Source organism: Mycobacterium sp. (genome assembly GCF_036273375.1).
In the GTDB taxonomy this organism is placed as follows: domain Bacteria; phylum Actinomycetota; class Actinomycetes; order Mycobacteriales; family Mycobacteriaceae; genus Mycobacterium.
Map to the genome: position 1 here is coordinate 1 of NZ_DASUHS010000085.1, position 12,768 is coordinate 12,768.

11 protein-coding genes and 1 pseudogene are annotated in these 12,768 nt (G+C 65.1%); 4 read left to right on the forward strand and 8 right to left on the reverse strand.

The annotated features are described in order from the left end of the window. The coding region (locus tag VFW69_RS07295; protein ID WP_526499651.1) for an HNH endonuclease signature motif containing protein at positions 1-783 on the forward strand (783 nt) is incomplete at its 5' end. Here the strand turns inward: VFW69_RS07295 and VFW69_RS07300 are convergent. The 7 genes from VFW69_RS07300 to VFW69_RS07330 form a co-directional block, all read right to left on the reverse strand. Further along, the gene (locus tag VFW69_RS07300; protein ID WP_526499708.1) at positions 756-2,057 is read right to left on the reverse strand and encodes a hypothetical protein; all 1,302 of its coding nucleotides are present in this window, start codon (positions 2,055-2,057) and stop codon (positions 756-758) included. The two genes, VFW69_RS07295 and VFW69_RS07300, sit on opposite strands and share 28 nt — an antisense overlap. 19 nt (positions 2,058-2,076) lie before the next feature. Further along, positions 2,077-2,838 (reverse strand): SDR family NAD(P)-dependent oxidoreductase, encoded by a 762-nt coding sequence (locus tag VFW69_RS07305; RefSeq protein ID WP_526499653.1) that lies wholly within the window; start codon positions 2,836-2,838, stop codon positions 2,077-2,079. Then, complete coding sequence (locus VFW69_RS07310; RefSeq protein WP_526499655.1) at positions 2,835-5,186, reverse strand: CaiB/BaiF CoA transferase family protein; 2,352 nt, start codon at positions 5,184-5,186, stop codon at positions 2,835-2,837. Before VFW69_RS07310 ends, VFW69_RS07305 begins: the two co-directional genes overlap by 4 nt. 19 nt (positions 5,187-5,205) lie before the next feature. Next, positions 5,206-6,174 carry an enoyl-CoA hydratase/isomerase family protein gene (locus tag VFW69_RS07315; RefSeq protein ID WP_526499657.1) on the reverse strand — a complete coding sequence of 323 codons (969 nt, stop codon included), beginning with the start codon at positions 6,172-6,174 and terminating at the stop codon, positions 5,206-5,208. Between the two features lie 29 nt (positions 6,175-6,203). Then, positions 6,204-7,040 (reverse strand): mycofactocin-coupled SDR family oxidoreductase, encoded by an 837-nt coding sequence (locus VFW69_RS07320; RefSeq protein ID WP_526499710.1) that lies wholly within the window; start codon positions 7,038-7,040, stop codon positions 6,204-6,206. Further along, positions 7,040-8,242: a cytochrome P450 gene (locus tag VFW69_RS07325; RefSeq protein ID WP_526499659.1), complete on the reverse strand. Its 1,203-nt coding sequence runs from the start codon at positions 8,240-8,242 to the stop codon at positions 7,040-7,042. Before VFW69_RS07325 ends, VFW69_RS07320 begins: the two co-directional genes overlap by 1 nt. Positions 8,243-8,490: 248 nt before the next feature. After that, positions 8,491-9,171, reverse strand: a complete 681-nt coding sequence (locus VFW69_RS07330) for a TetR/AcrR family transcriptional regulator (RefSeq protein ID WP_526499661.1) — start codon at positions 9,169-9,171, stop codon at positions 8,491-8,493. A gap of 295 nt (positions 9,172-9,466) precedes the next feature. Here VFW69_RS07330 and VFW69_RS07335 point away from each other — a divergent pair, with 295 nt between their 5' ends. Both VFW69_RS07335 and VFW69_RS07340 read left to right on the forward strand, forming a co-directional pair. Beyond that, positions 9,467-10,003: a SecDF P1 head subdomain-containing protein gene (locus VFW69_RS07335; protein WP_526499712.1), complete on the forward strand. Its 537-nt coding sequence runs from the start codon at positions 9,467-9,469 to the stop codon at positions 10,001-10,003. Next, positions 10,000-10,839: pseudogene (locus VFW69_RS07340) on the forward strand (sugar phosphate isomerase/epimerase family protein). Before VFW69_RS07335 ends, VFW69_RS07340 begins: the two are co-directional and overlap by 4 nt. On the opposite strand, the gene VFW69_RS07345 reads toward VFW69_RS07340, so the two are convergent. Beyond that, complete coding sequence (locus tag VFW69_RS07345; protein ID WP_526499663.1) at positions 10,827-11,819, reverse strand: Gfo/Idh/MocA family protein; 993 nt, start codon at positions 11,817-11,819, stop codon at positions 10,827-10,829. The pseudogene VFW69_RS07340 and the gene VFW69_RS07345 sit on opposite strands and share 13 nt — an antisense overlap. A gap of 327 nt (positions 11,820-12,146) precedes the next feature. Here VFW69_RS07345 and VFW69_RS07350 point away from each other — a divergent pair, with 327 nt between their 5' ends. Beyond that, positions 12,147-12,746 (forward strand): class I SAM-dependent methyltransferase, encoded by a 600-nt coding sequence (locus VFW69_RS07350; RefSeq protein ID WP_526499666.1) that lies wholly within the window; start codon positions 12,147-12,149, stop codon positions 12,744-12,746. The last annotated feature ends 22 nt before the right edge of the window (positions 12,747-12,768 follow it).

A 12,768-nucleotide genomic window follows, 5' to 3' on the forward strand; every position in this document is an offset into this window, starting at 1 on the left:
CGGGGCCTGACGCTGGGCAACCAGCAAGCCGACGGCATGTCGCAGCTGCGCGGATGGCTCACCCCCGAAGCGCGCGCCACGTTCGAAGCCGTCTTGGCGAAACTCGCCGCGCCGGGTATGTGCAATCCCCTGGATGAGACCCCCTGCGTCGACGGTGCGCCCACCCAAGATGCCATCGAGCGCGACCCGCGATCGGCCGCCCAACGCCAGCACGACGGGCTCAACGCAGGCCTGCGTGCGCTGTTGACCTCCGGAAAGCTCGGGCAGCACAACGGCTTACCGGCCTCGATCGTCGTGACAACAACGCTTCAAGAGCTGGAATCTGCGGCCGGACGTGGATTGACCGGCGGCGGCACCATGTTGCCGATGAGCGACGTGATCCGCCTGGCCCGGCACGCGCATCACTACTTGGCGATCTTCGACAAGGGCAAGGCGCTGGCGCTGTACCACACTAAACGCCTGGCATCACCGGGCCAGCGAATCGTCCTGTACGCCAAGGATCGTGGTTGTTCGGCCCCGGGTTGCACCACGCCCGGCTACTACTGTGAAGTCCACCACATAACCGAGTACGCGACGTGTCACACCACCGTCGTCAACGACCTCACCTTCGCCTGCGGACCCCAGCACCGCTTGCTGCGACCCGGCGGATGGAGCACCCGTAAGAACGCCAGGGGTGACACCGAATGGCTTCCGCCCCCGCACCTGGACCGTGGACAGCCCCGCGTCAACCCCTACCACCATCCCGAAAAGCTGCTTCACGACCGAGACGACGAGGCCCCTTGAACGACACGCCCTTCCTCGTCCAGTGCCTCGTCAAGCAGGTCGCCCAGCGGGTTTCGCTGCCACAGCAGCAGCAGGTTCGACAGCATCTGCAGGGGGGCGCGCACGCTCTCGTCTTCCCTGATCCGCGGGTCCGTCCGACTAGTCGGTGCGACGTCGAATCGTTTGCGTATCAACGCCGGTACGTCCAGCAGCCAGGCCACACCCATCACCGCCGCATACAACAGCGTGTGTCGGCGCAGTCTATCCAACTCCAGGCGCGGACCGCCGTAGCACCGGAATTCCGCTACGAACAGGTCCAGCAAGTCGTCGAGGTGGGCATCCCACATCTCGGTTTCGGCGCCAGACATGGCACCCCACAGCGCCATGCCCAGGTTCATCTGACTGACGCATCCCCAATCCAAAAGGCCGCAGCACAAAGTGCCGTCGCCATCGCGCCAGAACCACGCGTTATCGATATTGGCATTCCAGTGACACAACGCTACGTAGTCGGCGTCGGCGGCCAAATGGTCCGCAACCGCATCTTCGTACAGGGCCAACCGCGGAGCCTCATCGGCCAAGCGAACCAGGAACTCGGACGAGCCCACGCCGGCCGGCACCAAACCGGGATGGGTGACGATGAATTCGGCCAGCTGAGCGACCCGTCGTTCCAATTTGTCCATGGACAGCGACGGCCGGTCTCCGACCGTTGTAGCCTGCACATCCAACGGAAAGTGCGCGGTCTGTTCCGCGGGCAGCCGACCGGACCGGTGCGTTCCGGCAAGCCGCGCCAGCGCGGTCAGCAGTGCGCGGTAGTGCTCCAACGGTGCGGGCATCTCATAGTCGAGGCACTTGTGGTATTGACGTTCGATCCCGTTGGCGCCAAAGTTGATTCGTTCGGTGATCAAGATCCCGGTGCCGCTACGACCGTGATAGTCGGCGAACTGCGGGCCGGGCACCGCGATGGGGAATTGCGGCGCACGTGCCAACGAGGCGAACCGGACCTCGGATTCCATCTGCGTCCTTCCGCGGTCACGCACCGGATCGTCGAGATCCCGGGAGAACTTGACGAACAGGTCGGTGTGCAGATCCGCTGTGGGCCGGTCGTATTCGACCGACAGCACAACCTTGCGCCCCGTGCTGCCACCGCTGATCTCCCGGAAGGCGATGATCCGAGCGACGCTGTTCTCCCGCAGCACACCGGAGGCCCGAAACGCGCTGGTCAAAAACGGCGCTCCCCCGCTGAGCAACGCCGCGGGATCAGCCGGGAACGGCAATCCGTAATGATCGCCGATCACCCAATCCGAGACCACGCCGCTACCACGTCTGCTCGGCCGAGCGCACCAACATGTGATTGACCGCCACCCGGCGGTCACGCGTCACCATGAACAACACGGCATCCGCGATGTCGTCGGGCCGCAGCATGACCATGCCGGCCGTCTGCCGTTCGAACGCCTCGCGTGACGTTTCGGCGAGGTGACTGAAGATTTCGGTGTCGACGGTTCCGGGGCCCACCACGCCGACCCGGACCCGCTTGCCAAGCACCTCTTGGCGAAGACCCTCGCTGAAGGCGTTCACGCCGAATTTGGTCAGTGAATACACCGCGGTGTTCGGCCGGGCCACCCAGCCGGCGGTGGAACTGATGGTGACCAGGTCGGCCACGCCGCGCGGCGAGTCGGCGGCCGCGTCGATCAGGTGGGGAAGCGCCGCCCGGGTGGCGTAGAGGACGCCCTGCACGTTTACCGACACCATCTGGTCCCAGTCCTGCAGCGGCGCCTCGGTCGCGGGCGCCGATTGCATCAGGCCGGCGTTGTTCACCAGGATGTCGAGGCGCCCCAGCTCGGCAACGGTGCGCTGCACGGCGGCCGCCACCTGGTCCGCATCCGTCACGTCGGCGGCCACCACCAGCGCTGTGCCACCAGCGGATTCGATCTGGGCTTTCAGCTCGGCCAACCGGTCGGCCCGACGCGCGAGCAAAGCCACCGCCGCTCCCTGGGCCGCCAGCGCCTGAGCCGTTGCCGCGCCGATGCCGCTACTGGCGCCGGTGACCAGGGCCGCTGTGCGCGCCAGTGTCGTCATGTCCCGCCCATCGGTTGCCTGCCGAGTATCTCGTGTAGAACGTAGTCGCTGTCCTCGCCCAGGTCCGGCGCGCCGCGCTCGATCCGGGCCGGGCACCGGGCCATCCGCCAGGACGGCCCGAGCACCGGTCGCTGGCCTTCGCGGTGATCCGTGACGAAGCGGTACAGCTCGCGGTCCCAGAGCCGTTGATCGGCAATCACATCCACCGATGTGGCGCTCTTGGCGGCCGGCACTCCGGTCGCGCGCAGGTGCTCGGCGAGCCGCTCTGCGTCCTGGCCTCGGGTGAGCCGGGCGAGGTCCGCGTCGAGCGCCTCGGCGTGCCGGTGGCGCGCGTCGCCGGTGGCGTAGCGGGGTTCGTCGGCCAGCGTTGCGGCGCCGAGTATCTCGCACAACCCTCGCCATTCGGCGTCATTCGCGACGGCCACCGTGATCCATGCGCCGTCGGCACACGGATAGCAGCCGTGCGGGCACAAGTCCGGGTGGGCATTGCCGCTGGGACCGAAAGGTCGCCCGGTCAGCGATTGCTCCAGCAGGCAGTCACCGATCATCGAGGAGAGGGTCTCCACGGCCGACACGTCTACGAATTGCCCTGCGCCGTTGAGCTCCCGATGCAGCAGCGCCACCACAGTGGCATACGCGGCGGCCGCGCCCACCGTCGAGTCACCGTAGCGCATGCTGGTCCCCAGCGGCGGCCCACCGGGATAGCCGATCAGCGAGGCCGGCCCGGCCAGTGCGGCAAAGCATGGTGCATAACCGGTTTGATGACCCATTGGCCCGTCGTTGCCCCACATCTTGATCGACACGGAGATGATGTCGGGCTTGATTTCGGTGAGCTTTTGATACCCCAGGCCTTGGCGTTCCATGGCGCCCGGGCGCAGGTTGTTGATGACGATGTCGCTGCGGGCGATAAGCTCGCGCAGCCGCGCCATCCCCTCTGTCGACTTGATATCGAGGTCCACACTGAGGATTTCGGGGTTGATGCTGAGGAAGTAGGGCGCGTGGTTGATGTCGGTGCCGCCGTACGCGCGCATCTCCTCGGGGCTGTCGGCCGTCTCGATCTTGATGACTTCGGCGCCCAGCATCGCCAGCAGCTTTCCGGCGTACGGACCGGCCCACACTTTGGTGAGCTCGACGATGCGCACGCCTTCCAGCGGGCCGCCCCGTGGGTTCTTCGGCGGCTTCAGTTGCGCCGACTTGACCGTCGGCCGTGGGCGCGGGGTGTCGACGCTTTCCATGACCGGCACGTTGTGCTCGCCGAGACCCGGTGCGGCACGGGTGATTCGCGCGGGCGATGCGCTGAACGCATACGGCACGGTCGGATACGCCGCTTCACCCAGTACCGGGTGCCGAACCTGTTGGAAGAAGCCGCGGTGGCGATACTGGGGCGAGCGATGCAGTTCCGCAGCGCCGTTGACGGGCACCAGCGGCACACCGAGCCGCTGGGCACTTTCCGATACATCCTCTTTCGGCACGCCGGCTACCCAGGCGGCGAAGCCCCGCTGGAACGCGGTGACCTTCTCGGCGGTGACGGAGAACTCCAGCCAGTCGTCCTCGAACGTATTGAGCCATTCGGGATGGCCCATCAGGGTTTTCACCCCGGCCCAGTGGGTCCCGCTGGTCATGTACAGGTAGACAAAGCCATCCGCACAGGCGAAGAAGGACGCCGGCCCGGCCTGATCGTAATCATCGCGCGCACCGTCGGCCGGCACCTCGCCGGTGATGAGGCGGCCCAGGATGCAATCGGCGCGTGAGACCAGCACGGCCTGCTGAGAGACGTCGATCAACTCGCCCTGGCCGGTGTGCAGGCGCCCACACAGCGACGACGCGACACACAGTGCCGCCTCCAGCCCGGCTTCGTAGTCGGACAGAAAGCGGCCCGGTCCCTGCAGCGGGGGCTTGCCGGGGTCCGGGTGGCTCGGAGTGTGATATCCCCATCCGCTGGCGTGGAACACGTTGATGCTCCGGGCATTATCGAATTCCGCGGCCACCCCTTGGCCGTACGGGGTGATGCAGCAGAAGACCACCGACGGGTGCCGCGCGGACCAGTCGGTGGACCGGCCTTCGATGACCGCGTCGGCGGCGTCGATCAGCCGGTGCAGTCGCTCGACGTCGGCCGCCGAGCCGAGATCGAGAACGACGGAGCGCTTGTTGGTGTTGAGATAGGCGAACAGCGCGCTGCCTTCGCACCCATCGGCGAGGATGGGCGCCATGGCGCGCGTCGCGCTGCCGCCCTTCGGCGCCTCGATCTTGATGACCTCGGCGCCGAAGTCGGCCAGCAGCTTCCCGCAGTACTCCCCCGCGACGGATTCGGCTAACTCGACGACCCTGATACCCGTCAGCGCGGACATGCACGCCCCGCCAAAACGGTCAGGGCTTCGCGCGGCCCGAGCGGCTCAGGCGCCACTCCGGCGGGAAGTTCAAGTCGTTGTCCTTGACCACGTTGTTGAGGCCCTTCTCGAAGGTGCCGCCGGTGAGATCGACCTCTTGCGCGTCATTTTGGATCATCGGCAGCATGCCCTCGACCATGCCGGTCAGCAGGCTGCCGAAGTACTCGCCCTTGTGCTGCTTGTATAGCTCGAGGAAGGTCTTCTGGACCGCGACCGTGTCGGTCGGGCGCGACTTCGAGCAGGCCAGCGCGTACTTCTCGGTCTCTGCCTCCAGCTTGTCGCGTGGCACCACACTGTTGACGAAGCCGCAGTCGTACATTTCCTTCGCGCTGAACGGCCTTCCGGTGAACAGCATCTCGGAGAACTTACGCAGGCCCATCGTCTCGGCCCACCACCACAGCCGCGGTCCCCAGCCCACGTAACGGAAGGCCGGGTGCCCGAACAGGGCGTCGTCGGAGGAGATCACCAGGTCGGCGTCGCCGGCCTGATAGAAGTGCCACCCGTAGCAGTAGCCCTTGGCTTCGATGATGCTGATCTTCCGAAGCTCCTGCAGCGGACGGTTTCCGGCGCGGGCCTTGGCATAGAAGTCGGTGACGGTCGACAGGTAGCGGTACGAACCACCCGGTGGGTACTTGACGTCGTCGTCGTTGATCGCGAGCTCGTGATGCAGGGGCATACCGGGGTTCTCCAGCATCGGACGCTGCTCGGGCAGGTCGCCACCGCTGCCGAAATCCTGTCCCTCACCCCGGATCACGACCACCTTGACGTCGTCGTCCACGTTGCACTTGTGGATCAGGTCCGCGTAGTTCTGCCGCATGCCCAGCGTGGTCGAGTTGAGCTCTTCCGGGCGATTGAACGTGATGTACGCGATCCGGTTCTTCTTGTCCTTTTCGAACTTGATGTACTGCTCGGCTTCCTTCTTCAGCTTTTCGTAGTCATATTCGGGCATGGACTTCTTCTTTCACTTGGAGTTAGTGCCTATTTGAGCAATGCGCCCGCATCGACTGGCAGCGAAACACCGGTGATGTAACGAGATTCGTCAGAGGCGAGGAACAGGACGGCGTTGCTGATGTCGACGGCTTCCACCCACGGCACCGGCATCGTGTGGGTCATCTGCGAGAACGGTGCGAAATCCTCCGGCCCCGGATTCTCCAGATCCGGTCGAAACAACCGGAAGGTGATGTCATTCATGGTCATCGGCGTGTTGACCTGGCTCGGATGCACCGAGTTCACCCGAATGCTGTGCTGGCCCAGCTCGACCGCGAACGCACGCATCAGACCCAAGACGCCGTGTTTGGCGGCGATGTAGTGGCCGGTGTAAGCCATGGCCTTGTGCGATCCGACTGAACCGGTCAGCACGACGGAGCCGCCGCGTCCACCGGCAAGGATATGCGGCACACCGGCTTTCACGGTGTGCCATACACCGGAAAGGTTTACATCGATCATGTCCTGCCAGATCTGCTCGCCGATCTTGTGCAGCTTGTTGCCGAAGGTGCCGATTCCGGCGTTGGCGACGATGATGTCGAGACGCCCGAGCTGTTCGACCCCGCTGTCCACAGCGGCCTTCAGCGCGTCGTAGTGGCGGACGTCCACCTGGGCGGTCACGATGCGCCGGTCGAGGTTCTTGACCAGATCCGCGGTCTCGGCGAGGTCTTCGGGCGTCGAGTGGGGATAAGCCAGGTTTTCGATCGGCCCGCAGACATCGATCGCGATGATGTCGGCGCCTTCTTGCGCCAGACGGACGGCGTGACTGCGGCCCTGACCCCGCGCGGCACCGCTGATGAAAGCGACCTTGCCCTCGACTCGCCCGGCCATCATGACACCAGTGACGGCATGCACTCCCAGCCCCGGACCGTGGAGGTAGGACTGAGGACTGCGTTGGTCAGGTCGACCTCCCACTCGGGGAATCGCTTCAGAATTTCTTCCAGGGCGACGCGGCCTTCGAGGCGGGCCAGCGCCGATCCCAGGCAGAAGTGGGTTCCCATACTGAAGGTGAGGTGCGGACGGACGGCGCGGTGAACGTTGAAATCGCCTGCGTCTGGGCCGAACTGGGCCTCGTCGCGGCACGCCGACCCGATGAGCATCATCATCACGCTGCCCTCGGGCACGGTCTGGTCGTGCACGGTGACGTCGCGGGTCACGTGGCGCGACACGTGCGGCGCCGGCGGCTCGTATCGCAGTAATTCCTCGATCGCCTGCGGGATGAGCGTCGGGTTCTTGACGAGGTCCCAGCGCTGATCGGGGTGCTCCGCGAGAACCTTTCCGGACCAACCGATCAGCCGTGTAGTCGTTTCGTTGCCGGCCCCGGCGACGACGTTGAGGTAGACCAGGATTTCTTCGCGAGACAGCCGCCGGGCGGTACCGGTTTCGTCCACGAATTCGACATTGAGAAGCTCGGTCATGATGTCGTCGGACGGATTCTCGGCGCGCCAGTCGATGTAGGCCTCGAACTGCTCGCCCACCGACAGGCCATGCTGGGCGGCATCCATGGGCTTGCCGGCCTCGGTGCGCAGCTGCGCGTTGCCCCGGTCGCGGATGTACTCCTGGTCGTCCTCGGGAATGCCCAGCAACATGCTGATGACCTTCATCGGCATCTGCGCACCCAGGTCGGTGACGAAGTCGAAACGTCCCGAGCCCACCAGCGGATCCAGCAGTTGAGCGCAGAAGTCGCGAATCATCGGTTCGAGCGCGGCGATCCGGCGAGGGGTGAACATCCGCGACAGCAGTTTGCGATGCACGTCGTGAATCGGCGGGTCTTCGAAGATCAACATGCCTGGCGGGATTTCGAGGTTGGCCTTGATCAACTCCAGGATTGCGCCCCGCGCCGAGCTGTATGTCTCGTGGTCGACGAGCGCCTTGCTGACATCGGCGTAACGGCTCACCGCGTAAAAGTCATATTCGGCGTTGTAGTAAAGCGGTGCCTCTTCGCGCAGTCGCGCGAACATGGGATACGGGTCGGCGATCAGCCCGACATCGTATGGATCGAAACGAACATGGCTATCGGTGCTAGTCGTCACGAAATCCCTCCTACCGCTGCAGTTTTAGGTACCGGCATTGCCTGCACCAGAGCTAGTGCTGCCGGCGTCGCAGCGCTGGATTCGGTTGGGCAATTTATACACTCCGCTTAATTGCGTGGCTTTGACATGTGCACAAGCTCCGCTGAAAACGACGCATGAACGTGGGCTTACTCTATTCTCGTAGAGAACCATACAGCCGATGTTCTGGCAAGGGCTACAGCCCCGTCCGCCGTGTCCCGTCAGGGCTCTCACCCGGACCCGGCCGCCCCGCGGCGCAACACCCGAAGGCCGCCGGTCTGGGTGAGCCGGCCCTTGGCCGAACTCTTCAAGATTCCGGCGGCGATCGCCGACAGGATTCCGTCGAGCTGTTCGGGACTGTCGATGATCCGGTCGCCGTGCGCGAACCGCTGCAGCAGGCCATTGATGAACGTCAGCGTGACGTTGCTCAGATCCTCGACGACGGCCGGATCCAGCTCGGCGCCATGCGGCATGAGCTGTACGAGGATTTCCCGGTGCAGTTTGGTGAACTCGTCGGTGGCCTGCTGCAGAATCGCGGCCAGCGCCGGGTCGCGGGTGGCCTGCATGGTCAGTTCGTATCGGGCCCTCGTGCGGTACAACTGCGGATCGCTGCCGGCCTGGATGACCACCTGCGACAAGCGCGAGGGCACGCGATTCTCACCGGAATCGGAACTGTCCGCGACCGCCTGCAGCTCCGCGAGGTCAAGCTCGGCCGAGCGTTCGGCCGCGGCGCGCAGCAACGCCGATCGCGTGCGGAAGTAGAACGAGGTCGTACCGTCGGGCACCCCGGCCTTGCGATCGACCTTCAGGTGGCTCAACCCCTTGGCCCCGTCATCGGCCAACAACTGGATCGCCGCATCGCATAGGTCACGGCGGCGTTCGGCGGGGTTGGGCTTACGTCGTCTATCCATTCGTTCTCTTAGAATGCGACTCTACTCTATGTTCGTAGTGTCAGCAAAGAGCGCAACGCCGTGCGCATCGGCATACCGTATGCGTGCAGGCCTAGCCCTTCCGGCAACCCCTCGCCCATCGGCGCGATTTCAACGCTCGACGCTGAATGGCACCAAAGAAATTGCCGTGCAAGAGTTCCCGTCGACCGTGAAATCAATGATCCTGCGAGTAGAGTCTATTCGGATGATTCACTGTCGTTTTAGCGCGCGCATCGCCGCCGCCTGGCTTGGGTCCATCGGTCTGCTCGCCACGGTGATGTGCGGCTGTCAGCAGGCGCACAAGCCCGCGCCGTCCAGCGCGTCGACCACCGGGCCGCCCAGCACGACCGCCCCGCCGCCCCCGCCACCCCCGCCGGTCGTGCAGATCGCACCGTTGCCGGTTCGGCCGGTGACGAAGTCGCAGCCGACGACGCCCGCCGTGAAGTGCCCGGCCACGGATCCCACTGCTGCCGTGAATCCGACCGACGTCCTTAGCACCTGTGACATCGGCCGAACCACCGTCTATACGTTGGGCCCCGAGACCATGCAGCTCGGGCTCATCCACGTGGACCCGCCAAAGTCGCTGACCGCGGACTATTACGAACTGACCCTCGTGCTGGATCCGCCGTCGGCCGCCGCGTGGACCGCGTTCACGGGAGCGCATCTGCAAGACCACATGGCCTTCATCCGGGACAACATGGTCCTGGAAGCGCCGATCATTGAACAACCGGCCACGTCCGGTCGGATCGTGCTGACTACCCAAACAGCCGAGGGCGCGGCGCAATTGGCCCAATTGGTTGGTCGGCCCGCATGACGGCCTCGGGGCGCCCGGAGCGCCTCGGTATCGGCATGCTCAGCGTATTCGGGCTGCCCCCAATCGAATTGGTGGATCTCGCCGCGGACCTGGGGTGCACATACGTCTCGGTCGCCGTCCAGGGGATGCCGCTGGTGTCGCTAGGCTATCCACCCTTCTCGTTGAAGGACGACGCCGTTCTGCGGAAAGACTTGCTCGCCGCGATGGGCGACCGAGGCGTGAGCATCTCGCTGGGCGACGGGTTCCTCGTGCTGCCCGGCGCCGACGTGAGCGCTCTTTGCGGCGACCTTGACGTGCTGGCCGAGCTCGGTGTCCCCCGGATCAACTTGGTCAGCCTGGACCCCGATCTGCCCTTGCACGCTTGACCAGTTCGCCGCGCTGACCGAGCTTGCCGCCCAGCGCGATATCAATACGGTCGTCGAACCTGTGCCCGGCCTGACCATCGGCGACGTGGGTTGCGCGCTGGCCGCGAAGGATTACGTTGGCCGAGGCGAATTTCGGTTGTTGATCGACACCATGCACCTGGTGCGATCGGGGTCCGGGGCCACCGAACTGGCCGCCATCGATGCCGACCAGATCGGCTACGCCGAGCTCAACGACACAACGCTGCGGCCGCGCATCGACAACTACCTGGAGGAAGCCATGTTCGAGCGCATGGTTCCCGGCGAAGGTGAACTCCCGCTGCACGATCTTCTGTCCGCGCTCCCGGCGACACCGTGCTCGAAATCGAAGTTCCCAGGCGGTCATTGGCGCTGGCGGGGGTGAGTCCGATCGACCGCCTGCGTCCGTGTGTCGAGGCCGCACGCCGGTTGCTGTTGGAGGTTCAGCTCGGGTAGCGCAGCGGGAGCCCCGCGGCGCGATAGATCGCGTCGATGACGGTCATGTTGTCGATCGCGTCGCTCGGGGTGGTCTTGATCGGTTCGCCGCGCAGCACCGCCGCGGCGAACGCGTCCAGTTGATACGCGTAGGAGGTCCGGCGCCCGAACCGTTCCGCTCGTTTGCCCCGCCGCGACCGCACCGAGAGCCGATGGAAATAGTGTGGTAGCACGGGATTCAGAATGCGCAGCTCCCCGTGTTCGCCGATCACCCGAGCGCTGATCTGCAGCAGCCGTGATGACCACATGGAGCAGCGCACCCGCCCGGTGTGGCCGGCCGGGAACCGCAAGTCGGCGGTCATGGCCCGGTCGATCTGTGTGTCACGCAGTTTGGCTTGCGCCGAAACGACTTCCGGGGCCGGCCCACCGAACGTGCGGGCCATGTGCACCGGGTAGCAGCCGGCGTCCATCGTCGCCCCGCCGGCAAGCCCGTAGTTGTAGCGGATGTCGGAGAACTTCGGCAGCGGGAAGCACAGCGTGGCCTCCACGTGTTGCAGCGCGCCCAGCTCGCCGGAGGCGATGATTTCCTCGGCGCGCAGCGTCAGCGGGTGATAACGGTAGTGGAAGGCTTCCATCACCACGCGGTCCGAATCGGTCGCCAGTTTGGAGATTTCGTATGCCTCGGCCGCGTTGGCGGTGAACGGCTTTTCGCACAGCACGTGTTTGCCCGCGGTCAGTGCGGCCCGGGTCCAGCGTCCGTGTAGGCCGTTCGGCAACGGGTTGTAGATGGCGTCGATATCGGGGTCGGCGATCAGCGCCCCGTAATCGCCGTGCACCGAAGCGATGCCGTGTTTTGCGGCGAACGCCTGCGCGCGCGGCACGTCGCGGGCCGCGACCGCGGCGACGACGACCCCCGGGTTCTCGTTGGCGGGATTGATCAACGCCAGCGGTGCGATTCTGGCCGCCCCCAGGATGCCGATGCGTATCGCGGTGTCAGCCATCGCGCCCCTTCGGTCCCCGTCGGGCGAATGTCGGTGCATGCTCGGGCCTGACCCCGACGCCGACGAAATTGGCGGGCACCGCCGACAGGGGCTGGCCCCTCATGGTTTCACTGGTGGATAGTCGCCGTACACGCCGCTGAGTTTATCGCGAGCCAGAATTGCTGCGTGCTGCTGATCGGCCCGTCGCGTTACGCCGAGGTGTTCGACCAGGCGGAATCTAGCTGAGCTTGCCACGCCTGGGTTTCCAGTTAGAGTCAGCGGATGGGGCAGGTAACGGACCGCTGGCGTGCCGCTCGGGTGGCATCGGCGTTGTACAACACTGCTGTAATGCATGACAGCGTCGCCGCGGTGGGCGCAAAAGCATTGTGGGGATTGGCGTTACACGATCTCCTAGAAGAGGTTCAGCGTGTTGGTGAAGCTCCCGCCGGCGCCCATGTACTTGACATCCCGAGCGGTGGAGGCTTTGCCTTTCGTGGCTTGCACTCTAGACAGGATTGCCGTTACGTGGCCGCTGACATTTCCTCGGACATGCTGAGGCGGGCACACAGCCGGGCAACTCAGTTGGGCGTGGCCGACCTGATGGAGTTCACCGAGGCCGATATCGCAGATTTGCCCTTCCAGGACAACACCTTTGACCTGGCACTGACGTTCAACGGCCTGCATTGTCTTCCCGACCCGCGAGCGGCGGTCGTCGAACTCGCCCGCGTGCTCAAGCCGGGTGGGATTCTTCGCGGGAGCACGTGTGTACGTGGTCGCGGTTGGCGCCAGGATCGTTTTGTGACCGCGTTGCAGACGGCGGGCTTTTTTGGGAATACGCCCCAGGCCGGTGACGTGCAGCGCTGGCTCAGGGATGCGGGGCTCGAAGTCCTGGTTGCACGGCACAGTGGTTCAGTCGAGCTATTTGAGGCCCTTCGACCCAGCGCGTGATCTATCGTGAACGTGCAGGTCA

What these genes read in the sequence shown, in the direction of transcription:
- VFW69_RS07305 (WP_526499653.1), bottom strand. Translation starts at nt 2,838, where the DNA reads ATGACGACACTGGCGCGCACAGCGGCCCTGGTCACCGGCGCCAGTAGC.
- VFW69_RS07310 (WP_526499655.1), bottom strand. Translation starts at nt 5,186, where the DNA reads ATGTCCGCGCTGACGGGTATCAGGGTCGTCGAGTTAGCCGAATCCGTC.
- VFW69_RS07315 (WP_526499657.1), bottom strand. Translation starts at nt 6,174, where the DNA reads ATGCCCGAATATGACTACGAAAAGCTGAAGAAGGAAGCCGAGCAGTAC.
- VFW69_RS07320 (WP_526499710.1), bottom strand. Translation starts at nt 7,040, where the DNA reads ATGGCCGGGCGAGTCGAGGGCAAGGTCGCTTTCATCAGCGGTGCCGCG.
- VFW69_RS07330 (WP_526499661.1), bottom strand. Translation starts at nt 9,171, where the DNA reads ATGGATAGACGACGTAAGCCCAACCCCGCCGAACGCCGCCGTGACCTA.
- VFW69_RS07335 (WP_526499712.1), top strand. Translation starts at nt 9,467, where the DNA reads ATGTGCGGCTGTCAGCAGGCGCACAAGCCCGCGCCGTCCAGCGCGTCG.
- VFW69_RS07345 (WP_526499663.1), bottom strand. Translation starts at nt 11,819, where the DNA reads ATGGCTGACACCGCGATACGCATCGGCATCCTGGGGGCGGCCAGAATC.
- VFW69_RS07350 (WP_526499666.1), top strand. Translation starts at nt 12,147, where the DNA reads ATGCATGACAGCGTCGCCGCGGTGGGCGCAAAAGCATTGTGGGGATTG.